The following is a 26,217-nucleotide window of genomic DNA, read 5'->3' on the forward strand; positions in this document are numbered from 1 at the left end:
AGATATCCCTATATCAAAACAAAAAATCTAAATTTTCTAAAAATTTTCGGAAATAGGTTTAATTACAATGATTTTTATAGTATAATGTTAGAAAGATAGTTTGAAAGCTGAACAATTGTGAATTGATTTTAGGAAATTTCAGGGAAAACTTGGAAGTTTTGAATTATTTTCATATATTTTCATCGCATTATTCAAGAAATAATCTTGAATATTTCAACTATTTATAGTAGAATAATACTATTAGGAAGCGCTTTCATAAGAGGCGAGAGAGGTGAGTGAATGGATACGAAACAAGCATTGTACACATTTGGAACCGGAGAGAACTTTCATCTTCAACATTATCTAGGGTCTCATAAAGAGCAAGTAGATGGTGTGGAGGGGTATTGTTTCCGCGTATGGGCTCCAAATGCACAGGCAGTACACTTAGTAGGTGATTTCACCCAATGGGAAGAAAATGAAATTCCTATGGTGAGAAATGAAGCTGGTGTTTGGGAAGTTTTTACAACAGCACCTCAAGTGGGAGATATTTATAAGTACCATGTTACAAGACAAAATGGCCACCGCTTGATGAAGGTGGATCCTTTAGCGGTACGCATGGAAAAACGTCCAGGTACAGGAGCGGTTATTACTGATATTCCAGAGCGGAAATGGAAAGATGGACTGTGGATGGCGAGACGGAGAAAACTTGGTTTTCGATCTCGACCAGTTAATATCTATGAGGTTCATGCTGGATCCTGGAAACGGAATGAAGATGGAAGTCCTTATTCCTTTGCTCAGTTGAAGGAAGATTTGATTCCTTACTTGGTGAAAATGAACTATACCCATGTGGAGTTCATGCCGGTGATGGCTCACCCGCTCGGACTAAGTTGGGGCTATCAATTGATGGGTTACTTTGCCTTGGAACATACTTACGGAACACCGGAAGAGTTTCAGGATTTCGTTGAGGCCTGTCACTTGAATAACATTGGGGTGATTGTGGACTGGGTGCCCGGACACTTTACGATCAATGATGATGCCTTGGCCTATTATGATGGGACACCAACCTTTGAATATCAGGACCATCATCGGGCTCACAACTATGGTTGGGGAGCAATGAACTTTGACCTAGGGAAAAACCAGGTCCAATCCTTCCTTATTTCTAGTGTAAAATTCTGGATTGAGTTTTATCATTTGGATGGAATCCGGGTCGATGCGGTCAGCAACATGCTCTACTTAGATTACGATAGTGGTCCATGGACACCAAATATCGATGGTGGAAATCTCAATTATGAGGGGATTCATTTCCTTAAACGAATGAATGCGGTGATTAAACTTGAGCATCCTGATGTGATCATGGTTGCTGAAGAAAGTTCATCTGGAACTAAGATTACTGGTCCAGAAGAATACGGTGGCTTAGGTTTTGACTACAAGTGGAATATGGGATGGATGAATGATATCCTTCGCTTCTACGAGGAAGATCCTATTTACCGGAAATTTGATTTCAATTTGGTGACCTTTAGCTTTATGTATGCTTTCTCTGAGAATTTCTTGTTGCCGTTTTCTCACGATGAAGTGGTGCATGGCAAGAAGAGTCTCATGCATAAGATGTGGGGAGATCGCTACAATCAGTTCGCCGGCTTGAGAAATCTCTTGACCTATCAGATTTGTCACCCAGGGAAGAAATTGCTCTTCATGGGTTCAGAGTTTGGCCAATTCTTAGAGTGGAGGTCTGAAGAACAGTTAGAATGGTCTAATCTGGAAGATGACATGAACCGCAAGATGCAAGAATTTACTTCCCAGCTCAATCAATTCTACAAAGACAACAAGATGTTGTGGGAAATTGATGATAGCTATGATGGTATTGAGATTATTGATGCAGATAACCGAGATCAAAGCGTTTTGACCTTTACTCGTAAGGATAAAAAAGGAAATCATTTGCTTTGTATCTTTAATATGGCACCAGTAGAGCGCAAGGACTTTACAGTCGGCGTCCCTGTAGCTGGGGTCTATGAAGAAATTTGGAATACAGAATTAGAGAAATGGGGAGGTGTCTGGAAAGAGCACAACCAAGAAGTGAAGACTCAAGAGGGATTATGGAAAGATTATCCACAAACCTTAACCTTTACTTTACCGGCTCTTGGAGCTAGTGTATGGAAAGTGAAACGAAAACTTCGTTCCAATGTGTCTAAAACAAAAGAATAGTTGTTGGTGATCTACTGATCGCGGTCTATGATCCCATTCCTAACTCTGTAGAAGAGGCCACAGTGCCTCTCCTCAGAACTGGGAAGAAGGTCTCGTCAATCCAAAAAGGAGTAATCAATGAAGAATGAAATGCTAGCTCTGATCCTTGCTGGTGGGCAAGGAACTCGCCTTGGAAAACTCACTCAAAGCATTGCCAAACCTGCAGTGCAATTTGGGGGACGTTATCGTATTATTGACTTTGCCTTATCCAACTGTGCCAACTCAGGTATCCACAATGTTGGCGTGATTACTCAGTATCAACCGCTTGCCTTAAACAATCATATCGGAAATGGTTCAAGTTGGGGTCTTGATGGTATTAATACTGGGGTTTCTATCCTTCAACCTTATTCTGCAAGTGAAGGAAATCGTTGGTTTGAAGGAACAAGTCATGCGATTTTCCAAAATATCGACTACATCGATAGCATCAATCCAGAGTACGTATTGATTCTTTCTGGAGACCATATCTACAAGATGGACTACGATGAAATGCTTCAGTCTCATAAAGATCACAATGCTAGTCTTACAGTAGCTGTATTGGATGTCCCTTTAAAAGAAGCTAGCCGTTTCGGAATTATGAATACGGATGCCAACAATCGAATTGTCGAATTTGAAGAAAAACCTGCAGAGCCAAAATCAACAAAAGCTTCTATGGGGATCTACATTTTTGACTGGTCTCGTCTTCGCAACATGCTAGTAGCTGCAGAGAAGAGTGACATGGATATGTCTGACTTTGGTAAAAACGTTATTCCAACTTACCTTGAATCTGGAGAAAGCGTCTATGCTTATGAATTCAATGGCTATTGGAAAGACGTGGGAACTATTGAATCTCTCTGGGAAGCGAATATGGAATACATTGATCCAAACAATGCCTTGGACAGCCGTGATCGTCACTGGAAGATCTATTCTCGTAACTTGATTTCACCACCAAACTTCTTTGGCGAACATGCCCATATTGAAGATTCCTTGGTAGTGGATGGGTGCTTGGTAGACGGAACAGTAAAACATTCTATCTTGTCTACGGAAGCACAAGTTCGTAAAGGTGCAGTCGTTGAAGATTCTGTCGTCATGAGTGGTGCCATTATCGGTCAAGGTGCTGTGATTAAACGTGCTATTATCGGTGAAGGAGCAGTTGTTTCAGAAGGTGTTGTCATCGATGGAACGGAAGAAGTACAAGTCGTTGGATATAACGAAAAAGTGGGGGTAGCAACAGATGAAGATTGATAAGTATTCAGCCATTTTAGGAAACACAGTAGGCTTCCATGATATGTCGTCATTGACAGATCATCGTCCTGTTGCCAGTCTGCCATTTGATGGGAAATATCGCTTGATCGACTTCCCGCTTTCTAGCCTCGCTAATGCAGGAATCCGTAGTGTATTTGGTATCTTCCAGCAAGAAAATATCAGTTCTGTCTTTGATCATATTCGCTCTGGTCGTGAGTGGGGCTTGTCAACCCTATTGAGTCACTACTATCTCGGTATCTACAACACTCCAGTAGAAAGTTCAAACGTTGGTAAAGAATACTACGAGCAACTCTTGACCTATTTGAAACGCTCTGGGTCAAACCAGACAGTCGCTCTTAACTGTGATATCTTAGTAAACATTGATTTGAACCAAGTCTTCCACTTGCACAATACCGTTGACAGACCAATCACAGTGGTCTACAAGAAAATGCATCATCGTGACATCTCTGAAGTAAATGCGGTTTTAGAAATCGATGAGACAGATCATGTAAGTGGACAAAAGTTGTTTGATGGAACAGATCCAGATGCTCTCTATAATATGTCAACGGATATCTTTATCGTTGATACACCATGGTTGATTGAAAAATTAGAAGCAGAAATCCATAAAGAACATCCAGAAAAATTGCGTTATATCTTACGTGATTTAGCGGTTGAATATGGAGCATTCGCATTCGAATACACTGGCTATATTGCCAATATTCACTCTGTTGAATCCTACTACCGCGCTAACTTGGATATGTTGGAAACCAATAAATTCATGTCTCTCTTCTCACCAAATCAAAAAGTTTATACCAAGGTGAAAAATGAAGAGCCAACTTACTATGCTCCTGGTTCGCAAATTAAGAATTCGCAATTTGCATCAGGAAGTATTGTCGAAGCTTTGGTGCATGATTCTATCATTTCTCGTCGTGTTCATCTCCACAAGGGGGCAGAAATTCGTAGCAGTCTCTTATTCCCGGGAGTCGTTGTCCATGAGGGAGCTGTCGTAGAGCATGCGATTCTTGACAAGGGCGTCGTAGTTGAGACTGGTGTAACCATTCGTGGAACCAAAGAAGCACCTCTTGTGATTAAAAAAGGTGCTGTGATTACAGAGGATATTGGATAATGAAATTATTGTTTGTTGCCGCTGAAGGAGCTCCTTTTTCAAAAACGGGGGGCCTAGGAGATGTGATTGGAGCACTTCCTAAATCCTTGGCTAAAAAGGGACATGATGTCCGTGTCGTCCTTCCTTATTACGATATGGTAGAGGCGAAATTTGGCGATCAGATTGAAGATGTGCTACACTTTACTACAAAGGTAGGTTGGAGAAGTGAGTATGTTGGGGTAAAACGTATTTTTAGAGATGGTGTTACCTTCTACTTCATTGATAATCAAAAGTACTTCTTTAGAGGACACGTCTATGGAGATTTTGATGATGGGGAGCGTTTTGCCTTCTTCCAATTGGCAGCGCTTGAGATGATGGAACGTGTAGATTTCATTCCAGATATCATCCACGCTCATGACTACCATACAGCCATGATTCCTTTCCTTCTTAAGGAAAAATACCGTTGGATTCAAGCTTACAATGGTATTAAGTCTGTCTTGACCATCCATAATCTGGAGTTCCAAGGGCAGTTTGACCCAGGGATGTTATGGGATTTGTTTGGAGTTGGATTTGAGCGCTATGAAGATGGCACTCTTCGGTGGAAAGATTGCTTAAACTGGATGAAGGCTGGGATCCTCTATGCTGATCGTGTGACGACTGTTTCACCAAGTTATAGTTATGAAATCAGAACAGCTGAATATGGTTGTGGCCTCGATCAAATCTTACGCATGGAATCTGGTAAATTAACGGGGATTGTGAATGGAATCGATACAGACCTCTACAATCCTGAAACAGACCCGCTCTTGACCTATCATTTCAATAAAGATGATTTATCAGGAAAAGCAGCAAGTAAGCGAGCTCTTCAGGAACGTGTCGGACTTCCGGTTCGTGATGATGTTCCCTTGTTTGGAATCGTTTCTCGTTTGACCCGCCAAAAAGGGTTTGATGTGGTGGTTGAAGAACTCCACAACCTTCTACAAAAGGATATCCAAATCGTTCTTTTGGGAACGGGAGATCCTGGTTTTGAACATGCCTTTTCTTGGTTTGCTCAAGCTTATCCAGATAAACTCTCTGCCAATATTATGTTTGATGTCCAGTTGGCGCAAGAAATCTATGCTGCTTCGGATGTTTTCTTGATGCCAAGTCGTTTTGAACCATGTGGACTATCTCAAATGATGGCTATGCGCTATGGTACGCTACCATTGGTTCACGAGGTAGGGGGACTGCGAGATACAGTACAAGCCTATAATGTGCTTGATGGCAGTGGTACTGGTTTTAGCTTTAACAACCTATCTGGTTATTGGTTGAATTGGGCTGTCGACCAAGCTTTGACAGTTTATACTCATGATAAGGATGCTTGGTACGGTCTCCAAAGAGAAGCCATGAGTCGTGATTTCTCTTGGGATACGGCTAGTCAACACTATGCGGATCTCTATCAGTCCTTATAAGATGAATGAAAACGCCTATTTTTAGGCGTTTTTTTCTTGAGGAAGTAAGAAGTTGCAACTAAAATATAGGGAATGAAATAAAGGAAAAAATCTAAGTAAAATAAGTTGCTAAAAGATACGAAAAAAGATAAGATAGATAAAGGTAAAAAATCACGGGAAGCTGATTTAGGGAGAGTGTTGACCTTCTCCAAAATAAATGAGACTTCCTATGATTTACAAATATTACTATGTAGGAAGTTATAGGATGAAACAAAGAAGACAAGCTTTTGAAAAGATTACCAAGTATTCGATTCGGAAATTATCCGTCGGAGTGGGTCCGGTTGCTATTGGAGCCCTTCTTTTTGCAGGGAGTGTATTAGGAGCGCCTTCTGTACAAGCTGATCAATTCACGGCAGAAGCGACGGTTCATATGGGGTATGTCACGGAAAATGAGTTGACTCCTGAGGAACAAGCGCAAGTAATTCGTGCTATTCCTGAAGAATATCAAAATGAAGATACCTTTTATCTGGTCTATAAGAAGAAAACACCTAGTCAAGGTCTACTGCCACAAACAGGGACGACCGAATTGGCGATTGCTGGCCTTAGTTTAGCGACTGCCTCTTTAGCAGTTCTTTTGCTGTCCAAAAAACATCGTAAAAAAGTAATGGGACTCCTATTAATTGGTTCCATGGGGCAATGCTTACTCTTATCCATTGATGCCGCAGCCTTGCAAAATATTGAATTAGCAAGCTACAATCAGACTCTTTCAATTGCAAGCAGTAAAGAACTAGCCAATGCTGTCATCCAGATAGAAGGCTATGACTATGTTGGCTACCTTCGTTGTCCGGTTGATCCAAGAGCTACGGGCCAAGAACCTCATGTAAGAGTGGAGGAGAAGCCAGTATCCCAACCTGCAACAGAAGGAAAGACTCTATCGCAGGTAACACCTGAAGAGAGTCCTGTTTTCCCTATAGTGGACCAGCCAAACGTTGAAGTTTCAACAGAAAGTATTCCGTTTGAAACGGTAGAACAAGCAGATCCTACTTTGGCAAAAGGTCAAACAAGGGTTCTAAGAGCTGGACAAAATGGTGAACAGACTGTTTTAACAGAAGTGAGTACGGTAAATGGTCAGGAAGTTCGCAAGGTAGTTGAAAGCAAGGTTACTAAAGAACCAGTTTCACAAATTCTTGCTGTCGGGACCAAGGAGGATGTTCAACCAAGTCCACAACCTGCCCCAGTGGTCACAGCTAAGGGAACGCAGGAAGAAGGTCATGTAGGAGAAGCGCCTGTTCAGCCGGAAGTCCCAGCCTATACCGGTGTGGTGGAAGCTAAAGGAACCCAAGAAGAAGGTCATGTAGGAGAAGCGCCTGTTCAACCGGAAGCCCCAGCCTATACCGGTGTTGTTGAAGCCAAAGGGACCCAAGAAGAAGGCCATGTCGGCGAAGCTCCCATTCAACCAGAGACTCCAGCCTATACAGGCCTGGTGGAAGCCAAGGGAACACAAGAAGAAGGTCATGTCGGCGAAGCTCCTGTTCAACCGGAGAACCCAACCTATCAAGTAATAGAAGGGACGGTAACAGAGACAGAAACGGTGGCCCTCCCATATGCAACAGAGTATGTAACGGATGCCAATCGTTACACCGATGAAGAAAGCCTCCTTCAAAAAGGCGAGGCTGGTAGCCAGGAAATTCGCCGTGTCTATAAAACAGTCAATGGTGAGAAAGTCGGAGAGCCTCTCAGTACGACAACTGAAACTGTAAAAGCTCCTGTGACAGAAAAAATTAGTCGAGGAAGTAAGACGATTGAAGGCCAAACAGAGGCTGTTTCATTTGAGGAAATTCCATTTAAGACGGTAACCGAACAAGATGCCACCTTGTTAAAAGGAAGCGAAAGGATTTCTCAAGCTGGTAAGAATGGGAAGAAAAAAATCACTAAGGTCTATAAGACCATCAAGGGGGTTAAAACGGCGGATGCTCCTACTGTTTCTGAGGAAGTAGTTGAACAAGCACAAGATCAGATCATTCAAAAAGGGAGCAAAGAACTTGAAAAGCCTACCTTAACCTTGACCCAGGTCGATAAGGAAGAATTGAAGCGCAGTGCCAAAGCTACTTATCGTTTGGATAAACCAGACGGTGTGACCATCAAGTCTATCCAGACTGTATTGAAGAAGGGCGATCAAGTGGTGAAAACTTTTGCCCTTTCTGAGACGGATTTAGCGGCTGCTTTAGCAGACTTAGACTACTACAAGGATTATACGCTTGCAACGACCATGGTCTATGATCGTGGAAATGGGGATGAAGAAGAGGTTCTCAAGGAAGAACCACTAAGACTTGACCTTAAAAAAGTTGAAGTCAAAAACATCAAGGAAACTAGTCTGATTAGTGTGGATGACCAAGGCCTTGAGACCGATCGTAGCCTCTTGTCAGAAACACCTTCAGATGTGAAACCTTATTACTTAAAGGTTACCACCCAAGATAATAAGGTCACAAAACTGGCAGTTGATAAAATCGAAGAAGTCACAATTGATGGAAAAGTATTATACAAGGTGACTGCTAAAGCACCTGATCTCATCCAACGAACAGAAGAAAAGCTGTTCAGTGAGGATTATGTCCACTACATTGCGAAGCCGAAAGCTCATGAAGGAGATGTCTACTACAATTTCAACGAACTAGTAAAAGCTATGCAAGCCAATCCGACTGGTACCTTTAAGCTTGGTAGCAGTATGAATGCAAGTAACGTGCAACCAGCTGGCAAGTCTTATGTAACCAATGCCTTCAAGGGAATATTGGAAAGTACAGAAGGCAATAAATTTGCCATCCATAACATTACGAGACCACTGTTTGGGAACATTGAAGGTGGTACTGTCAAGAATCTCTTGCTTGAAAATGTCAACATTGACATGCCTGGATTTGATCGAGTAGCACCAATCGCAAATGTTATCAAAAATAATGCGACTGTCGAAAATGTTAAAGTAACAGGTAATGTTATCGGGGGCAACGATGTAGCTGGTATTGTCAATAAAATTGATGGTAGTGGTAAGGTAAGTAATGTTGCCTTTATCGGTAAAATTCACGCTGCTGGAAACAAAGGTTGGTACTTAGCAGGGGTTCTAGGTGAAAACTGGAAAGGTATCGTAGAAAAAGCCTACGTTGATGCTGAAATTACTGGTAACAAGGCAAAAGCTGCAGGTTTAGTTTATTCTTCTCAAAATGGTGGGAATAACCACACGGTAGGTAAAGAAGGTGTTCTCAGAAATTCAGTTGCTAAAGGTTCAATTGAGCTGAAAGAAGCTGTTCAATCTGGTGGCTTGCTGGGTACTAACTGGGCCTTGGGTGCTATTGAAGACAACATCACTATGATGAAAGTCAAAACAGGTGAGATGGTATTTGGTCATTCAGATATCGATGCAGATGATTACTTCACCTATTCAAGAACTAAGCGCAATTACAGTGTGGAAGGCGTGAGTGAAGGGAAGAAAACCTTTAACAACTCCCGTAAAATCCCAAGCATCTCGCTGGCAGAAGCTGAGCAGAAAATCGAAGCAATGGGAATCACTGCTGATAAATTCACCAGCAGCAAACCGATTGAAGATACGCTCAATCACCTTGTTAGCAAAGACGATCAATACAAAACAATCACGGGCTACGATGCCACTCGTGAGCTAGCTTACCGCAATATCGCTAAATTGCAACCTTTCTATAATAAAGAATGGATTGTCGACCAAGGGAATAAATTGGCTGCAACTAGTCCTCTCTTGACCAAGGAAGTCTTGTCTGTGACCGCTATGAAGGGCAATGATTTTGTCACTGAACTAGCTGATGTCGACCACATCCTGATCCACTACGCAGATAAGACCAAAGATGTCTTCAGCATTTCACCGAAAGAGTCTAAAGTCAAACAAGTCAAAGAGTACAGTGTAGCGGAGCTCGGTGAAGTAGTCTACACGCCGAATATGGTGGACAAAGATCGTAGTGATCTCATTAGTGCCATCGTAGGGAAATTAAGTCCTGTCGAATTGCAATCGGATCCAATTTACACACATCTTGGTAGAACTGGTCCAAACAAGGTCAATGCCATTAAGAACCTTTACCTCGAGGAGAGTTTCCAAGAAGTCAAGGACAATCTGACTCACTTTGTCAAACAACTGGTTGAAAACCAAGACCATCAATTGAACACGGATGAGGCTGCCCAACGTGCGCTCATCAAGAAGATTGAGGACAATAAAGCGGCAGTTCTTTTGGGTCTTTCTTACCTCAACCGCTATTACGGAGTGAAGTTTGATGATGTCAATCTTAAGCAGCTCATGTTGTTCAAGCCAGACTTTTATGGGAAGAATGTTGATGTCTTAGACCGTTTGATTGAAATTGGTTCAAAAGAAGACTACATCAAAGGGACTCGTACCCACGATGCCTTCCGTGAAGTTGTGGCTAAATCGACTCTTTCTGGTAACTTAAATGACTTCCTGAAATACAATATGGAGCTCTTTACAAGTGATACAGACTTGAATGATTGGTTCATCAAAGCAACCAAAGACAATGTCTATATTGTGGAGCCTGAGACGACCAATCCAGCTTTCGCATCTGCTAAGCATAGAGCCTATGAGGGCTTAAACAATGATGTGCACGGTAAAATGATCTTGCCACTCTTGAACTTAAAAGATGCCCATATGTTCTTGATTTCAACCTACAATACAATGGCTTATAGTTCCTTCGAGAAATATGGTAAGAACACGGAAGCGGAACGAAATGCCTTCAAGGCGGAAATTGATAAGGTCGCAAAAGGGCAACAAAATTACCTAGATTTCTGGTCGCGTCTAGCAACGGATAAGGTTCGCAATCAGCTCTTGAAGAGCAATAATATGGTTCCGACCCCTGTTCTCGATAACCAAAACTATAAAGGCATTAGCACAGATCGTTATGGACATACAGATAATGGCAAAGATGTCGCTCCAATCCGTGAATTGTACGGGCCTACCGATCGTTACCATGCGACAGATTGGCGCATGGGGGCTGTAGCTCGAATTTACGGAAATCCATATAAAGACGACTCTGTCTTCTTCATGGTGACCGATATGGTCAGTGACTTTGGGGTGTCTGCCTTTACCCACGAAACGACTCACGTCAATGACCGTATGGTTTACTTAGGTGGGTGGAGACACCGTGAAGGGACTGATATTGAAGCCTTTGCCCAAGGAATGCTCCAAACACCATCTGTATCGAATCCAAATGGGGAATACAAAGCTTTAGGTCTCAACATGGCCTATGAACGTCCTAACGATGGAAACCAATGGTACAATACCAATCCAAACGATCTTCAATCACGTGATGAGATTGATCGCTACATGAAGGGCTATAATGACACCCTCATGCTTCTGGATTACCTAGAAGGGGAAGCTGTATTGGACAAACATAGTAAGGACTTAAACAATGCTTGGTTCAAGAAGGTTGATAAACAATACCGAGGAGCTAACACCAAGAATCAATTCGATAAGGTTCGGCCGTTGAGTGATGAGGAAAAAGCGATTGCTTTACATACAGTAGATGACCTCATCACCAATAATTTCATGACCAACCGTGGTCCTGGAAATGGCGTTTATAATCCATCTGACTTTAGATCAGCCTATGTGACCGTACCGATGATGACAGGGATCTATGGTGGGAACACCAGTGAAGGGGCTCCTGGAGCAATGTCCTTCAAACACAATACCTTCAGACTCTGGGGTTATTATGGCTATGAAAAAGGATTCCTAGGTTATGCTTCAAACAAGTATAAACAAGAGTCCAAACAAGCTGGACTTGCCACTCTAGGAGATGACTTCGTAATTCAGAAGATTTCTGATGGAAGATTCAGTACCCTTGAAGACTGGAAGAAAGCTTACTTCAATGAAGTGGTAACCAGTGCCAAAAACGGAATTCAGGCTATTGACATCGATGGTAAAACCTACAATAGCTATGAAGACTTGAAACGTGCATTTGCTGAAGCAGTAGATAAAGATAAGGCTACTCTAAGTAACGGTTCTGTCAAATTTGACAATACTGTTTCACTGAAAGAAAAAATCTTTAAGAAATTGCTGCAACAAACGGACAGTTTCAAAACCCCTATTTTTAAATAGGAAGAAAATGCTCATCTGCTCGTCAGGTGAGTTTTTTCTATCCTTGGTAATAATGCTTCCTCTTCTGATAAAAATAATATAAATTTGTGTGGAATACAAAAATAGACAAAGTGTCTAAAAACGATTAGGGTCTTTTGAAAACTAGTGGCAAGAGGAATTTTGAAAGTAGTAACAGAATTGCCGTAAAACGTTTTCTTTCTAGGCAAACATTTGACTATTATATCTTTTAGGAGTAAACTAAGGGAGTAAAATTTATTTAAGGAGAATTCATCATGAATTTAACATTTTTAGGTCTTTGTTTTGCCTGCTTCGGCGTGTCCATTGCTGAAGGATTGATTATGAGTAATCTTTTCAAAGCTGCTTCTCGTCAACCAGAGATTATCGGTCAATTACGTAGCCTTTTGATCCTCGGGATCGCCTTTGTAGAAGGTACCTTCTTCGTAACCTTGGCCATGGCCTTCGTTATTAAATAGACTTCTCTATTTAGGAAAGGAGGTGTCAAACCTTGGAAGAAAGTGTGAATCCAACCCTAAATATTGGACCTGTATCCTTTGATTTGACCCTACTTGCCATGTCTCTTGTAACCGTTCTGATGGTCTTTGCCTTTGTCTATTGGGCAAGTCGCAAAATGACCCTTCGTCCCAAGGGCAAACAAAATGCTCTTGAGATGATCTATGATTTTGTCATTAGTTTTACCAAGGGAAACATTGGAGAGCACTATATGAAGAACTATTCTTTGTTCTTGTTTTCTCTCTTTCTCTTTATCTTGGTGGCCAATAATATTGGTTTAATGGCAAAAGTTCAAACAACAAACGGTTATAACTTGTGGACTTCCCCAACGGCTAACCTCGGCTATGACTTATCTCTCTCCTTTATGATCACCTTGATCGCACATGTGGAAGGAGTTCGTCGTCGAGGCTTTAAGGAATACTTGAAGGCCTTTGCGACTCCTGGTTTTATGACCCCGATGAACCTCCTAGAAGAGGTGACCAATTTTGCTTCCTTAGCAATTCGGATCTACGGGAATATTTTTGCCGGTGAAGTATTGGCAGGCTTGCTTTTAGCCTTGTCTCAACAAGCCTTTTATTGGTATCCAGTAGCCTTTATCGGAAGCATGTTATGGACAGCCTTTTCGATTTTCATTTCATGTATCCAAGCCTATGTATTTACCATGTTGTCATCCATGTACATAGGTAAAAAAATAAACGGTGAGGAAGAGTAAGTAGAGGAGTAGAAGATGGATTTAACAATTGGTACCATTATTGGTGACTTTATACTAATCGCTGGTTCCTTCCTCTTATTAATCTTTTTAGTAAAGAAATTTGCTTGGGGCAATATTACCAGTATTTTGGATGCGCGTGCTGAAAAAATTATCAATGATATTGACCAAGCAGAGGCGGCCCGTAAAAAGGCTGAGGAACTAGCTGCAAAACGCGAAGAAGAGTTGGCAGGTAGTCGTCAAGAAGCAACGACCATTCTTGAAACGGCTAAGGAAACAGCCGAAAAAAATAAGGCTCATATTCTCAGTGAAGCCAACCAAGAAGCCCTTCGCTTGAAAGAAAAAGCGCAATTAGAAATTTCGCAAAATAAAGAAGAAGCGATGAACAGTATCAAGGGAGATGTCGCAGACCTAACCGTTAACTTGGCAGGTAAATTGCTAAGCCAACAGTTGGACTCTGAAGGCCATCGCCAACTGATCGATCGCTACCTAAATGAATTAGGAGATGCCTAATGGACAAAAAGCAATTAATGGTAATTGAGAAATATTCCCAGCCTTTTGTTCAATTGGTATTTGAAAAGAATCAGCAAGATGACGTTTATGAACAACTAAGTCAAATAAAGGCTGTTTTTGAAGAAACAGGCCTTGCTGCATTTTTAGCTCATATCGGTGTAGAGGATGAAGAGAAGGCGAAAAGTCTGCGACTTTTCCAAAACTCGGATTCAGCATTACTAGACCATTTGATTGAAGTGGTTATTCTCAATCATCGTGAAGCCTTATTTTATGACATTGTCAGAGTTAGTATGGATCAAATTCAACAAGTGAGCAACTGTTTCGAAGTAACCGTTTCTTCGGTTGCAGGACTCGATCAGGCTCAAAAAGAGAAATTGATTCCTATTATTGAAAAGAAATTTGGCATCCAAGTTCGTTCGTTGAAAGAAAAATTGGATCCAGATTTGATTGGTGGTTTTGTGGTTTCAGCAAATCACAAGACCTTAGATACTAGTCTCAAACGTCAATTGCAAGTCATAAAAGCAAATTTGAAATAGAAAGTGGTGTGAATTTTGGCGATTAACGCACAAGAAATCAGCGCTTTAATTAAGCAACAAATTGAAAATTTCCAGCCAAATTTTGACGTCACAGAGACCGGAGTCGTTACCTATATTGGTGACGGGATTGCGCGTGCTCATGGCCTTGAAAATGCAATGAGTGGTGAGTTGTTGATCTTTGAAAACGGCTCATACGGGATGGCGCAAAACTTGGAAACGACAGATGTCGGGATTATTATCCTTGGAGACTTCACGGATATTCGTGAAGGAGACTCGATTCGTCGGACTGGTAAAATCATGGAAGTCCCTGCTGGGGATGCCTTGATTGGTCGGGTTGTCAATCCTCTTGGTCAACCAGTGGATGGCTTGGGAGACATCGTAACAGATACCTTCCGTCCAGTTGAAACACCAGCTCCTGGTGTTATGCAACGGAAATCTGTCTCAGAGCCCCTTCAAACCGGTTTGAAAGCCATTGATGCCCTCGTTCCAATCGGACGGGGCCAACGGGAATTGATCATCGGAGACCGTCAAACAGGGAAAACCTCTATTGCCATCGATACCATCTTGAACCAAAAGGATCAAGACATGATCTGTATCTATGTCGCAATTGGACAAAAAGAATCAACGGTTCGGACACAAGTAGAAACACTTCACAAGTATGGAGCAATGGATTATACCATTGTCGTAACAGCATCAGCCTCACAACCGTCTCCATTGCTATTCCTTGCACCATATGCAGGGGTTGCGATGGCCGAAGAGTTCATGTACAATGGCAAACACGTTTTGATCGTCTATGATGATTTGTCAAAACAAGCCGTTGCTTACCGTGAATTGTCCCTTCTTCTTCGTCGTCCGCCAGGACGGGAAGCCTTCCCAGGGGATGTCTTCTACCTTCATAGCCGTTTATTGGAACGTTCTGCCAAAGTATCAGATGAATTGGGTGGTGGTTCCATCACTGCGCTTCCAATTATTGAAACACAAGCAGGAGATATTTCCGCTTATATCGCAACTAACGTGATTTCGATCACAGATGGACAAATCTTCTTGCAAGATAGCCTCTTTAACTCAGGTATTCGTCCAGCCATCGATGCGGGATCATCTGTCTCACGGGTTGGTGGATCAGCCCAAATCAAGGCTATGAAGAAGGTTGCGGGGACTCTCCGTATTGACCTAGCTTCTTACCGTGAGTTGGAAGCCTTCACCAAGTTTGGTAGTGACTTGGATGCGGCTACTCAAGCTAAGTTGAACCGTGGTCGCCGGACAGTAGAAGTCTTGAAACAACCGGTCCATGAACCATTAACTGTTGAAAAACAGGTTGTGATCTTGTATGCATTGACACATGGATTCTTGGATAGTGTACCAGTTGATGATATCCTTCGCTTTGAAGAGGAACTGTTTGCCTTTGTAGAAGCACATCATGCAGATATCTTTGAAACCATTCGTACTACCAAAGATCTTCCAAGTGAAGAAACAATGGATGCAGTGATTACTGACTTTGTCAACCAATCAAGTTTCAAATAGAAATAGGAGTGGCAGATGGCAGTTTCTTTAAATGATATCAAAAATAAAATTGCATCGACAAAGAATACCAGTCAAATTACAAATGCTATGCAGATGGTATCTGCTGCCAAACTTGGGAAGTCTGAGCAAGCTGCCAGGGACTTCCAAATTTACGCATCTAAGGTTCGTAAACTATTGACCGACCTCTTACATGGACACGAGGCTGAAAATGCTAAGTACCATCAATTTTTAAAGAGTCGTCCGGTCAAAAAGTCTGCTTATATTGTCATCACTTCTGACCGTGGACTCGTGGGGGGCTACAACGCCTCTATCCTCAAGTCTGTCATGGAATTGAAGGAAGAATACCATCCAACAGGTGAGGATTTTGAAGTCATCTGTATTGGAAGTATTGGGGCAGATTTCTTTAGAGCAAGAGGCATCCAGCCGGTTTATGAACTACGTGGTCTAGCTGATCAACCAAGCTTTGATGAAGTGTGGAAGATCATCACCAAAACAGTCCAAATGTATCAAAATGAATTGTTTGATGAATTGTATGTCTGTTATAATCACCACGTCAATAGTTTGACCAGTCAATTGCGGGTAGAGCAAATGCTTCCGATCATTGACTTGGACCCCAATGAAGCAGATGCAGATTATATCTTGAATCTGGAGTTGGAATCAGACCGCGATGCGATTTTGGATCAATTGCTTCCACAGTTTGCGGAAAGTATGATTTATGGAGCCATCATTGATGCCAAAACAGCTGAAAATGCTGCCGGTATGATGGCCATGCAAACCGCAACAGACAATGCCAAGAAGGTAATTGATGAATTGACCATTCAATACAACCGTGCTCGTCAAGCAACCATTACGCAAGAAATTACGGAAATTGTTGCAGGAGCGAGTGCGCTTGAGTAGTTGATTCGATGCACATTTTAACAATACAAACATAAGCTTGATGGTGTGTATTCACAAGCTTAGAAACTTAATAGAATAGGAGAATGACATGAGTTTAGGCAAAATTTCTCAGGTTGTAGGCCCTGTCGTTGACGTAGCTTTTGCTGCGGGCGATAAACTCCCTGAGATTAATAATGCGCTTGTAGTCTATAAAAATGACCAACAAAAATCAAAAGTCGTTCTTGAAGTAGCTCTTGAACTTGGGGATGGTGTCGTTCGGACCATTGCCATGGAATCAACAGATGGCTTGACTCGTGGGATGGAAGTATTGGACACTGGTCGTCCAATCTCTGTGCCTGTTGGAAAAGAAACTCTTGGACGTGTCTTCAACGTCTTGGGAGATACCATTGACTTGGAAGAAGCATTTCCAGAAGATGCCCCTCGTGAATCCATTCATAAAAAAGCTCCATCCTTTGATGAGCTTTCTACTTCAGAAGAAATTCTTGAAACAGGGATCAAGGTCATTGACCTTCTTGCCCCTTACTTGAAAGGTGGGAAGGTCGGTCTCTTCGGTGGTGCCGGAGTTGGGAAGACCGTCTTGATTCAAGAATTGATCCACAACATTGCCCAAGAGCACGGTGGGATCTCTGTATTTACCGGAGTTGGAGAACGGACCCGTGAAGGGAATGACCTTTATTGGGAAATGAAAGAATCTGGCGTTATCGAAAAAACAGCCATGGTCTTTGGACAAATGAACGAACCACCAGGAGCACGGATGCGTGTAGCTCTTACTGGTTTGACTATTGCGGAATATTTCCGTGATGTAGAAGGTCAAGACGTTCTCTTGTTTATCGACAATATCTTCCGTTTCACCCAAGCCGGTTCAGAAGTATCAGCCCTTTTGGGACGGATGCCTTCTGCCGTGGGTTACCAACCGACCTTGGCAACTGAAATGGGACAATTGCAAGAACGAATTACCTCAACCAATAAAGGTTCTGTTACATCGATCCAAGCCATCTATGTGCCAGCCGATGACTATACAGACCCTGCCCCAGCAACAGCCTTCGCCCATTTGGACTCAACGACCAACTTGGAGCGTAAATTGGTTCAATTGGGGATCTACCCTGCCGTGGACCCATTGGCATCTAGCTCTCGTGCCCTTTCTCCAGACATCGTCGGAGAAGAGCACTATGCGGTGGCTTCTGAGGTCAAACGCGTTCTTCAACGCTACCATGAACTGCAAGATATCATTGCCATCTTGGGGATGGATGAATTGTCTGATGATGAAAAGACTTTGGTGGCTCGTGCCCGTCGTATTCAATTCTTCTTGTCTCAAAACTTTAACGTGGCGGAACAATTTACTGGTCAACCAGGTTCTTATGTACCGGTTGCAGAAACTGTTCGTGGCTTTAAGGAAATTTTGGATGGGAAGCATGACCACTTGCCTGAGGATGCCTTCCGTGGTGTCGGTTCGATCGAAGATGTGATTGCGAAAGCTGAGAAAATGGGATTCTAAGAAGAGGTGAAAGATGAGTCAAATGAACGTCCAAATCGTTACACCGGATGGACTGGTTTATGATCATCATGCCGCATTTGTATCTGTCAAGACAATTGATGGTGAATTAGGGATTTTACCTCGTCATATCAATACCATTGCGGTTTTGGCTGTAGACCAAGTGAAGGTCCGTCGGGTCGATGACGAAAAACACATTGATTGGATCGCCGTGAATGGTGGGATTATCGAAGTGGCAGATAATGTCATTACCATCGTAGCGGATTCGGCGGAACGCGCTCGAGACATTGATATTAGCCGGGCTGAGCGTGCAAAAATGCGTGCTGAAAAAGCCCTTGAAGAAGCCAAAGATCAACATTCTGTTGATATGGAGCGTCGTGCAAAAATTGCCCTTCAACGCGCTATTAACCGGATTAATGTCGGAAATCGATTATAAAAAGTTAAAGAGGCTGGGACAGAAGTCCTAGCCTCTTAATTGTTTTTGGATTGTCGAGCAAGACGCAGTGGTTGAGTGGGCTCTACTACGCTGATTTCATCAGCTTTACAGCCCTACTCAACTGTGCGGAGGTGGGACGACGAAATCGAATTCTAACGAATTACCGATTTCTGTCCCACTCTCTTTTTTTGAATCTAAAGAATATGAAGGGAAACTTTGTCTTATGGTATAATAGAGGTATGATTCAAATGATTTTTACTTTTTGCAGTCACTCATTGTTTATTTTATTTGCCTACCACCTTCTTTCAACGGTGGTTCAGTGGGAGCGTTTTTTAAAGGTAACTGCCGATACAGCTGTGAAAATTCGGCTTCTTATTTTATTGATCAGCATTAGTGTAGGCTATTTAACTAGTAGCTTCTTTATCAGTATTTACGAATTCAGTCGGCAACTGTTTAACGGGAACTTTTAGATTCTTTTTTGATGAATTTATGGTATGATAGTAGTCGTGACTGAATGAAATGGAGTAATAACGAGTATGGAAAAAATTATTGTAAATGGTGGTCAAAATCGCCTAGTTGGAACTGTGAAAATCGAAGGAGCAAAGAATGCAGTTCTTCCTCTTTTAGCGGCAACTGTTTTGGCCAGTGAAGGAACAACAACTTTGACCAATGTTCCAGTTTTATCAGATGTCTTCACTATGAATAATGTGGTTCGAGGCTTAAATACCCAAGTCGCTTTTGATGAGGGAAATAACACGGTAGTGGTTGATGCGACCCAACCATTGACAGAAGAAGCTCCTTACAAGTATGTCAGCAAGATGCGGGCTTCTATCGTTGTTTTAGGTCCTGTCTTGGCTCGAAATGGTCATGCAAAAGTTTCCATGCCAGGAGGCTGTACAATTGGAAGTCGTCCGATTGATTTACACTTGAAGGGCTTGGAAGCCATGGGAGCTCAAATTACCCAAACAGCTGGATACATTGAAGCAAAAGCTGACCGTCTTCATGGAGCGCATATCTATATGGATTTTCCATCCGTAGGTGCGACGCAAAACATCATGATGGCAGCAACTTTGGCAGATGGGACTACTGTTATCGAAAATGCGGCTCGTGAACCTGAGATTGTCGATTTGGCCTCTCTTTTGAATAAAATGGGCGCTAAGGTTCGTGGTGCTGGAACGGAAACCTTGACGATTGTTGGGGTAGATTGCTTGCATGGAGCGGTTCACAATGTTGTTCAAGACCGAATTGAGGCAGGTACTTTCATGGTTGGTGCAGCCATGACAGGTGGTGACGTTTTAATTGAGGATGCTATTTGGGAACACAACCGCCCCCTTCTTTCTAAGATGCAAGAAATGGGCGTTGAGGTCACGGAAGAAGAGAATGGCATTCGCATTCGCTCAGATGTTTCTAAATTGAAGCCAGTGACGGTGAAAACCTTACCTTATCCAGGCTTCCCTACAGATATGCAAGCCCAATTTACTGCTTTGATGGCCATGGCTTCTGGTGAATCGACCATGATTGAAACGGTATTTGAAAATCGTTTCCAACACTTGGAAGAAATGCGTCGGATGGGCTTACACTCAGACATTATGAGAGATACGGCCCGCATCCAAGGTGGAGCTAGCTTACAAGGGGCTGAAGTAATGTCGACAGACTTGCGTGCTAGTGCAACCTTGATTTTAATGGGGCTTGTGGCTGAGGGAGAAACCAAAGTGAGCAAGTTAACCCACCTTGACCGTGGATATTTTAAATTCCATGAGAAATTGGTGGCTCTTGGAGCAGATGTACGTCGTGTGAAGGAAGATGATGATGAAAACTAAATTAAAAGCAATCGGAAAACAATTGGGAATCGTCTTATTGGTTCTTACTATCTTAGCGATTGTCTTCGCTCTTGGCTTAGTCATTGGATATGGTGTCATTGGCAATGGGAAGGATCCTTGGTCCATTCTCTCGCCAGATACCTGGAAGGAAATCCTTCAGAAATTTTCAGGTAAGTAACTATTTATCAAAAAGAGGAGCTTGAGATCGTGATCCCAGGCTCTTTCCCATTCAGTAGAAACAGAGGAAACCAGTGTGGCAAATAATCAAAAGAAACCACTTAAAATGAAAAAATCAGGACAAACCCTACTGGGCTTGGTGGTGGCAGCAGCCCTCTCCATCGGTGGCTATTACTTTAGTCAACCTCAGCCAGTCGCTAGTCACTCTCAGGTTCAAACGGTTGTTACTTCGAGTCAAGAAGCAACACCGAGTAAGGAACTAGCGGAGAGTGTTCTGACAGATAGTGTTCGAGCTAAACTAGGAAAGAACATTCAATGGAACGAAGCGGGCGCTTTTATCATTAATCAAAACAAAACCAATCTGGATGCGGATGTTGCTAGTCTCCCTTATGCAGATACTAAGACAAAGACTGTAAAAGGACGAGAGATTCCAACAGTTGCCAATGCTTTGATGACCAAGGCGACTCGTCAATACCAAAAAAGGGAACAGACGGATGTAGATTGGGCTCCCGCTGGCTGGCACCAAGTAACCAATTTAGCTGGGGAATATGACCATGCGGTTGATCGGGGCCATCTTCTCGGCTATGCCTTGATTGGCAACTTAGATGGGTTTGATGCCTCGATGACGAATCCTAAAAATATTGCGGTTCAAACAGCTTGGGCCAACCAAGCGCGTGACAGTTTTTCAACGGGACAAAATTACTATGAAACCCTTGTTCGGAAGGCCTTAGATAAAAATAAGCGGGTCCGTTATCGGGTAACTCTCTACTATGCTTCAGATGAAGATTTGGTACCAGTTGGCAGTCAAATTGAAGCAAAATCGAGTGATGACAGTCTAGAGTTTAACGTTTTTGTTCCAAATGTCCAGAGTGGGATTAGTTTGGATTATCGTACTGGAAAAGTAACAGTGCATCGTTAAGCTGCGTATAAAAGAAGAAGCAGGATGAAAAGGATTCGGTTGGCTTTGCTGTCAACTGGATCTTTTTCCTTTCATGACGTCATCCTTTAGCTTATTTTAAGAAAACTGAGGTAAAATAACCTCTTCTAGACCTAAACAAAGGTCTTCCTAAGGAAAGGAGGAACTTGTGAGAACCATTATAGCCATGATTCGTTTTCTAATACGGGTTATTTGGAGTCTTGTTTGGGGCTTGTTTTGGACTATCGCCCTTAGTTTTGCTTTGCTGGTTGCTACTTTATTCTTTAGTGGCAAAACCGGTAGCGGAATTGATGGGGTCAGTCGCGCAGCCCAAACGGTTGTCACCCAGGTAGATGCTTACTTTCATCGAGATAGTCCTCTACTGGGTCAGGGAAGTCCATCTACTCAAGAGGACTTAGCAACAGATGGCCATACCTCTACAGGAGCAAGATGGGATCAGGCAAGTGCAAAAGTTTATCTAGATCCTGAAATGGATGAGACCTTTACCCGTGCCTATGAGGAAGCTCTTGAGTCTTGGAATCAGACAGGAGCCTTCACTTTCCAACTCGTCACCAGTGAAGAAGAGGCCGATATCCTCTTGACAGAGATGGATGATAGCACGGTTTCTGCAGCAGGTGAGGCTGAATCTCAGACCAATGTTTTAACCAATCGTTTCAAAAGGGTGACCGTTCGCTTGAATCGCTATTACCTACTTAATAAGCAGTACAACTATTCCCATCAGCGGATTGTAAACACAGCTGAGCATGAACTAGGCCATGCGATTGGTTTGGACCATACTGAGGAAGAGTCCGTCATGCAGGCAGCCGGTTCCTTTTATAGCATTCAAGAGAGGGATATTGAGGCTGTTCATCAACTATACAAGGAGTAAGAATGATCAAACGCATACTGTATGTTATTCGAACCTTTCCAGAACAAGTGGCACTTTTTGTGTTTAACTCTGGAATCTTTCTATGGCTATCCCAAAAAGGGCAAGCAATTTCCCATGAATTAGGCATTCAACAGGCTTGGGAAAACTATGCTCCTGAGGGAGTCCGTCAATTTTTCGGAGACAATAAGGAAGCCGTCCAAGCTTTCTTCTCGCATTCGGCCATCACTTGGCTGATTGGCTCCATGATGATCCTACTTGTGATTCGCTTTGTAAAGGGAGTCATCAAATGGGGCTTGCTTTTGCTGGTGATTGGCATCGGGCTTTTCCTCGCCTATCAGTACAGCCAAATGGCCTCCAATATCTCAGCTATTTAAAAAGTTAGGACAGGTCAAGCGCATCTAGCGTTTGGCCTTTTCTTCAATTGTCAATTTGTCAAAAGTAAGGTACAATGAAACTATGATTATTTTACAAGCCAACAAAATTGAACGCTCTTTTGCAGGGGAGGTTCTTTTTGATAATATCAGCCTGCAAGTGGATGAACGGGACCGGATTGCCCTGGTCGGAAAGAACGGAGCCGGCAAGTCTACGCTCTTAAAAATCTTGGTGGGAGAAGAAGAACCAACTTCAGGAGAAATCAATAAAAAGCGGGATCTTTCTCTCTCCTATCTGGCCCAGGATAGTCGCTTTGAGTCGTCCAATACCATCTACGATGAGATGCTCCATGTCTTTGACGATCTCAGAAAGACCGAGAAAACCTTGCGTCAAATGGAGCTTGCGATGGGAGAAAAAACTGGGGCTGACTTAGAAAAGCTCATGCAGGACTATGACCGACTATCGGAAGAATTCCGTCAGGCAGGTGGTTTTACCTATGAGGCAGATATCCGTGCGATACTCAACGGCTTCAAGTTCGATGAGTCCATGTGGCAGATGAAGATTGAAGAGCTGTCTGGTGGGCAAAATACCCGTCTAGCTCTGGCCAAGATGCTTCTAGAAAAACCAAATCTTTTGGTATTGGACGAGCCGACCAACCACTTGGATATTGAGACCATCGCCTGGTTGGAAAACTATCTGGTCAATTATAGCGGAGCCCTTCTCATTGTCAGCCACGACCGGTATTTCCTCGATAAAGTTGCTACCATTACCTTGGACTTGACCAAGCATTCTTTAGATCGCTATGTCGGTAATTACTCCAGTTTTGTGGAGCAAAAAGAGCAAAAATTGCTGACCGAAGCCAAGAACTACGAGAAGCAGCAAAAAGAAATTGCAGCTCTGGAAGACTTTGTTAATCGTAATTTGGTGCGGGCTTCGACTACCAAGAGAGCCCAGTCTCGGCGCAAGCAGTTGGAAAAAATGGAGCGTCTAGACAAGCCGGAAGCTGGGACCAGGTCTGCCCATATGACCTTCCATTCCGATAAGACATCTGGAAATGTCGTCCTGACAGTAGAAGAGGCAGCCGTCGGCTATGACGATCAAATCCTCTCAGAGCCTATTAATTTGGATATCCGCAAGATGAATGCAGTCGCTATTGTGGGACCAAATGGAATCGGGAAATCTACTCTTATCAAGTCCATCGTCGGGCAGATTCCTTTTATCAAGGGAGAGGCTCGTTTTGGGGCCAATGTCGAGGTAGGCTACTATGACCAGACTCAGAGTAAGCTAACCCCTCACAACAGTGTCTTGGATGAGCTCTGGAATGACTTTAAACTGACACCAGAAGTGGAAATTCGCAATCGCCTGGGAGCCTTTCTTTTCTCTGGGGATGATGTCAAGAAAACTGTCGGCATGCTGTCGGGTGGAGAGCGGGCGCGCTTGCTTCTAGCCAAGTTGTCTATGGAAAATAACAACTTCTTGATTCTCGACGAGCCAACCAACCACTTGGACATCGATAGCAAGGAAGTACTGGAAAATGCCTTGATTGATTTTGACGGGACTCTTCTATTTGTCAGCCACGACCGTTACTTTATCAATCGGGTTGCTACACAAGTTTTGGAACTGTCAGAAGAGGGCTCAACTCTTTATCTAGGAGACTACGACTATTATCTAGAGAAAAAAGCGGAGTTAGAGGCCCTTGTTGCAGCGCAAGCAGAAGCTGTGCCTGTTTCTTCAACGGAAGAAGTCACTGGCAATGATTATCATCTGCAAAAGCAAAACCAAAAGGAACTCCGCAAAATCACCCGTCGCATTGAGCAATTGGAAGCAGAGATGGAAGAGCTAGATCAAAAAATCCAAGCTATCACCGAAACCATGCATAGCACCAATGATGCAGCCGACTTGGTTCAACTCCAGAGTGACCTGGACCAACTGACTGTCCAGCAGGAAGCGGTCATGGAAGAGTGGGCAGAACTGTCAGAGCAGGTGGAATAGATGGAAGATCTAGCGGAGAAAGTGTAGTTTTCTAATTTGCCTAAGGAGAACATTATGACGGCTGAAAATGATTGGTTTATGAATCAGATTAAAGGTGTAGCCGATATAATTGGTACAACTTTGCGCCTACAGATTCAGAATTTAGATTTGGGGCAGTATGAGGATGAGGAAGGAAGACTCATCAACGGAGCTCACTATCTTCAGCAAGTTTTAGAAGAGCAGCGCTTTCCAGAGGCCATTTCTTTTGTTGAAGAGCAGATGAAACGCCTACCTCTTCATCAGTATGATCTATTGGTTGATTGGCTGATTTCTTACTTAAGACAATTAGATGTTTCCGTGAAAGAAGATCACAGATTCTACGAAGGATACTTGCAAGAGTTAGAAAGGTACTTAAAGGAATTTAAGTGGTAATCAAATGGAAGATCTAGGCAAAATTTTTCGTGAATTTCGAATTAGTAAAAATTATTCGTTAAAAGAAGCTGCAGGAGAAGCCTGCTCGACCTCTCAGTTATCCCGCTTTGAATTGGGCGAGTCAGATATTGCTACGTCGCGCTTCTTTGAGATATTAGACAATATCCATGTGACGATTGAGAATTTTATGGATAAGGCCAGAAATTTTCAACACCATGAACATGTGGCCTTGATGGCCCAGATTATTCCGCTTTACTATGCAAATGATATTGCGGGTTTTCAAAGGATTCAAGGAGAACAACTTGAAAAAGCTAAACGTTCGACCAATTCCCTTTATTTTGAATTGAACTGGATTTTGTTACAAGGATTGATTTGCCAGAGAGATGCCAGTTACACGATGAAGCAACCTGATCTGGATAAGGTGGCGGATTACCTCTTTCAAACGGAAGAATGGACCATGTATGAGTTGATCCTCTTTGGCAATCTCTATAGCTTTTATGATGTGGACTATGTCTCACGGCTTGGGAGAGAAGTGATGGAGCGTGAAGATTTCTACAAGGAAATTGGTCGCCATCGCAAACTGGTCTTGATTCTAGCCCTGAATTGCTACCAGCATTGTTTAGAACACCGTTCTTTTGAAAACGCCAGCTATTTTGAATCCTATGTAGAAAAGATTATCGGCAAGAGCATCAAGCTCTACGAACGCAATGTCTTTCATTATCTCAAGGGATTTGCCCTGTATCAAAAGGGGCAAACAGAAGAAGGGCGGCAGCAAATTAGGGAAGCCATGCATATTTTTGATGTACTGGGACTGCCAGAGCAGGTGGCCTATTATCAAGAACACTTTGATAAATTTGTAAAAAATGAATGTTCTAAATAGGACAGTGATAAAGGAGATTTTATGAACCGACATGCGGTCCAATTAATTAGTCGTGGAGCTA

General features: G+C 42.7%; 22 protein-coding genes. All 22 read left to right on the forward strand.

The window, feature by feature from the left end:
• Positions 1 to 279 precede the first annotated feature (279 nt).
• The 22 genes from glgB (at position 280) to RCH62_RS02195 (ending at position 26,156) form a co-directional block, all read left to right on the forward strand.
• Positions 280 to 2,181 carry a 1,4-alpha-glucan branching protein GlgB gene (gene glgB / locus RCH62_RS02090; RefSeq protein ID WP_306474508.1) on the forward strand — a complete coding sequence of 634 codons (1,902 nt, stop codon included), beginning with the start codon at positions 280 to 282 and terminating at the stop codon, positions 2,179 to 2,181.
• Positions 2,182 to 2,298: 117 nt separating this feature from the next.
• Positions 2,299 to 3,441 (forward strand): glucose-1-phosphate adenylyltransferase, encoded by a 1,143-nt coding sequence (locus RCH62_RS02095; RefSeq protein WP_195348176.1) that lies wholly within the window; start codon positions 2,299 to 2,301, stop codon positions 3,439 to 3,441.
• Positions 3,431 to 4,567, forward strand: a complete 1,137-nt coding sequence (gene glgD / locus RCH62_RS02100; RefSeq protein WP_123160097.1) for a glucose-1-phosphate adenylyltransferase subunit GlgD — start codon at positions 3,431 to 3,433, stop codon at positions 4,565 to 4,567. Before RCH62_RS02095 ends, glgD begins: the two co-directional genes overlap by 11 nt.
• A complete protein-coding gene (glgA, locus tag RCH62_RS02105; protein ID WP_123160098.1) occupies positions 4,567 to 5,994 on the forward strand; it encodes a glycogen synthase GlgA in 1,428 nt (475 codons plus the stop codon). The genes glgD and glgA overlap by 1 nt, the downstream gene beginning before the upstream one ends.
• Positions 5,995 to 6,238: 244 nt before the next feature.
• The gene (locus RCH62_RS02110) at positions 6,239 to 12,085 is read left to right on the forward strand and encodes a ZmpA/ZmpB/ZmpC family metallo-endopeptidase (RefSeq protein WP_306474509.1); all 5,847 of its coding nucleotides are present in this window, start codon (positions 6,239 to 6,241) and stop codon (positions 12,083 to 12,085) included.
• Positions 12,086 to 12,357: 272 nt separating this feature from the next.
• A complete protein-coding gene (locus tag RCH62_RS02115; protein WP_006596628.1) occupies positions 12,358 to 12,558 on the forward strand; it encodes a F0F1 ATP synthase subunit C in 201 nt (66 codons plus the stop codon).
• A gap of 32 nt (positions 12,559 to 12,590) precedes the next feature.
• On the forward strand, positions 12,591 to 13,307 hold the full coding sequence (atpB, locus tag RCH62_RS02120; RefSeq protein WP_287517113.1) for a F0F1 ATP synthase subunit A: 717 nt from the start codon (positions 12,591 to 12,593) through the stop codon (positions 13,305 to 13,307).
• A 15-nt stretch (positions 13,308 to 13,322) separates the two neighbouring features.
• A complete protein-coding gene (gene atpF / locus RCH62_RS02125; RefSeq protein WP_306474510.1) occupies positions 13,323 to 13,817 on the forward strand; it encodes a F0F1 ATP synthase subunit B in 495 nt (164 codons plus the stop codon).
• Positions 13,817 to 14,353 carry a F0F1 ATP synthase subunit delta gene (locus RCH62_RS02130; protein ID WP_293887095.1) on the forward strand — a complete coding sequence of 179 codons (537 nt, stop codon included), beginning with the start codon at positions 13,817 to 13,819 and terminating at the stop codon, positions 14,351 to 14,353. Before atpF ends, RCH62_RS02130 begins: the two co-directional genes overlap by 1 nt.
• 15 nt (positions 14,354 to 14,368) lie before the next feature.
• Entirely contained in the window at positions 14,369 to 15,874 is a 1,506-nt protein-coding gene (gene atpA, locus RCH62_RS02135; RefSeq protein WP_238656160.1) for a F0F1 ATP synthase subunit alpha, read from the forward strand.
• 15 nt (positions 15,875 to 15,889) lie between these two features.
• The gene (locus tag RCH62_RS02140; protein WP_306474511.1) at positions 15,890 to 16,771 is read left to right on the forward strand and encodes a F0F1 ATP synthase subunit gamma; all 882 of its coding nucleotides are present in this window, start codon (positions 15,890 to 15,892) and stop codon (positions 16,769 to 16,771) included.
• A gap of 88 nt (positions 16,772 to 16,859) precedes the next feature.
• Complete coding sequence (gene atpD / locus RCH62_RS02145; RefSeq protein ID WP_006596622.1) at positions 16,860 to 18,266, forward strand: F0F1 ATP synthase subunit beta; 1,407 nt, start codon at positions 16,860 to 16,862, stop codon at positions 18,264 to 18,266.
• 13 nt (positions 18,267 to 18,279) lie between these two features.
• Complete coding sequence (locus RCH62_RS02150; RefSeq protein WP_125335373.1) at positions 18,280 to 18,699, forward strand: F0F1 ATP synthase subunit epsilon; 420 nt, start codon at positions 18,280 to 18,282, stop codon at positions 18,697 to 18,699.
• Positions 18,700 to 18,938: 239 nt separating this feature from the next.
• Complete coding sequence (locus RCH62_RS02155) at positions 18,939 to 19,169, forward strand: DUF1146 family protein (RefSeq protein WP_306474512.1); 231 nt, start codon at positions 18,939 to 18,941, stop codon at positions 19,167 to 19,169.
• 66 nt (positions 19,170 to 19,235) lie between these two features.
• A complete protein-coding gene (gene murA / locus RCH62_RS02160; RefSeq protein ID WP_287517082.1) occupies positions 19,236 to 20,519 on the forward strand; it encodes a UDP-N-acetylglucosamine 1-carboxyvinyltransferase in 1,284 nt (427 codons plus the stop codon).
• Positions 20,509 to 20,697: a DNA-directed RNA polymerase subunit beta gene (locus RCH62_RS02165; RefSeq protein WP_006596916.1), complete on the forward strand. Its 189-nt coding sequence runs from the start codon at positions 20,509 to 20,511 to the stop codon at positions 20,695 to 20,697. Before murA ends, RCH62_RS02165 begins: the two co-directional genes overlap by 11 nt.
• Before the next feature lie 105 nt (positions 20,698 to 20,802).
• A complete protein-coding gene (locus RCH62_RS02170) occupies positions 20,803 to 21,615 on the forward strand; it encodes a DNA/RNA non-specific endonuclease (protein WP_195550211.1) in 813 nt (270 codons plus the stop codon).
• A 166-nt stretch (positions 21,616 to 21,781) separates the two neighbouring features.
• Entirely contained in the window at positions 21,782 to 22,501 is a 720-nt protein-coding gene (locus tag RCH62_RS02175) for a matrixin family metalloprotease (protein ID WP_195550172.1), read from the forward strand.
• A 2-nt stretch (positions 22,502 to 22,503) separates the two neighbouring features.
• On the forward strand, positions 22,504 to 22,875 hold the full coding sequence (locus RCH62_RS02180; protein WP_306474513.1) for a hypothetical protein: 372 nt from the start codon (positions 22,504 to 22,506) through the stop codon (positions 22,873 to 22,875).
• Positions 22,876 to 22,957: 82 nt separating this feature from the next.
• Positions 22,958 to 24,865: an ABC-F family ATP-binding cassette domain-containing protein gene (locus tag RCH62_RS02185; protein ID WP_306474514.1), complete on the forward strand. Its 1,908-nt coding sequence runs from the start codon at positions 22,958 to 22,960 to the stop codon at positions 24,863 to 24,865.
• A 54-nt stretch (positions 24,866 to 24,919) separates the two neighbouring features.
• Positions 24,920 to 25,276, forward strand: coding sequence for a hypothetical protein (locus RCH62_RS02190; RefSeq protein WP_129268810.1), 357 nt, complete (start codon positions 24,920 to 24,922; stop codon positions 25,274 to 25,276).
• A gap of 4 nt (positions 25,277 to 25,280) precedes the next feature.
• Positions 25,281 to 26,156: an XRE/MutR family transcriptional regulator gene (locus tag RCH62_RS02195; RefSeq protein ID WP_306474515.1), complete on the forward strand. Its 876-nt coding sequence runs from the start codon at positions 25,281 to 25,283 to the stop codon at positions 26,154 to 26,156.
• Positions 26,157 to 26,217 lie beyond the last annotated feature (61 nt).

The sequence above is a fragment of the Streptococcus sp. genome, from assembly GCF_030825805.1.
Lineage (GTDB): Bacteria > Bacillota > Bacilli > Lactobacillales > Streptococcaceae > Streptococcus.

What these genes read in the sequence shown, in the direction of transcription:
- glgB (WP_306474508.1), top strand. Translation starts at nt 280, where the DNA reads ATGGATACGAAACAAGCATTGTACACATTTGGAACCGGAGAGAACTTT.
- RCH62_RS02095 (WP_195348176.1), top strand. Translation starts at nt 2,299, where the DNA reads ATGAAGAATGAAATGCTAGCTCTGATCCTTGCTGGTGGGCAAGGAACT.
- glgD (WP_123160097.1), top strand. Translation starts at nt 3,431, where the DNA reads ATGAAGATTGATAAGTATTCAGCCATTTTAGGAAACACAGTAGGCTTC.
- glgA (WP_123160098.1), top strand. Translation starts at nt 4,567, where the DNA reads ATGAAATTATTGTTTGTTGCCGCTGAAGGAGCTCCTTTTTCAAAAACG.
- RCH62_RS02110 (WP_306474509.1), top strand. Translation starts at nt 6,239, where the DNA reads ATGAAACAAAGAAGACAAGCTTTTGAAAAGATTACCAAGTATTCGATT.
- RCH62_RS02115 (WP_006596628.1), top strand. Translation starts at nt 12,358, where the DNA reads ATGAATTTAACATTTTTAGGTCTTTGTTTTGCCTGCTTCGGCGTGTCC.
- atpF (WP_306474510.1), top strand. Translation starts at nt 13,323, where the DNA reads ATGGATTTAACAATTGGTACCATTATTGGTGACTTTATACTAATCGCT.
- RCH62_RS02130 (WP_293887095.1), top strand. Translation starts at nt 13,817, where the DNA reads ATGGACAAAAAGCAATTAATGGTAATTGAGAAATATTCCCAGCCTTTT.
- RCH62_RS02140 (WP_306474511.1), top strand. Translation starts at nt 15,890, where the DNA reads ATGGCAGTTTCTTTAAATGATATCAAAAATAAAATTGCATCGACAAAG.
- atpD (WP_006596622.1), top strand. Translation starts at nt 16,860, where the DNA reads ATGAGTTTAGGCAAAATTTCTCAGGTTGTAGGCCCTGTCGTTGACGTA.
- RCH62_RS02150 (WP_125335373.1), top strand. Translation starts at nt 18,280, where the DNA reads ATGAGTCAAATGAACGTCCAAATCGTTACACCGGATGGACTGGTTTAT.
- RCH62_RS02155 (WP_306474512.1), top strand. Translation starts at nt 18,939, where the DNA reads ATGATTCAAATGATTTTTACTTTTTGCAGTCACTCATTGTTTATTTTA.
- murA (WP_287517082.1), top strand. Translation starts at nt 19,236, where the DNA reads ATGGAAAAAATTATTGTAAATGGTGGTCAAAATCGCCTAGTTGGAACT.
- RCH62_RS02165 (WP_006596916.1), top strand. Translation starts at nt 20,509, where the DNA reads ATGAAAACTAAATTAAAAGCAATCGGAAAACAATTGGGAATCGTCTTA.
- RCH62_RS02170 (WP_195550211.1), top strand. Translation starts at nt 20,803, where the DNA reads ATGAAAAAATCAGGACAAACCCTACTGGGCTTGGTGGTGGCAGCAGCC.
- RCH62_RS02180 (WP_306474513.1), top strand. Translation starts at nt 22,504, where the DNA reads ATGATCAAACGCATACTGTATGTTATTCGAACCTTTCCAGAACAAGTG.
- RCH62_RS02185 (WP_306474514.1), top strand. Translation starts at nt 22,958, where the DNA reads ATGATTATTTTACAAGCCAACAAAATTGAACGCTCTTTTGCAGGGGAG.
- RCH62_RS02190 (WP_129268810.1), top strand. Translation starts at nt 24,920, where the DNA reads ATGACGGCTGAAAATGATTGGTTTATGAATCAGATTAAAGGTGTAGCC.
- RCH62_RS02195 (WP_306474515.1), top strand. Translation starts at nt 25,281, where the DNA reads ATGGAAGATCTAGGCAAAATTTTTCGTGAATTTCGAATTAGTAAAAAT.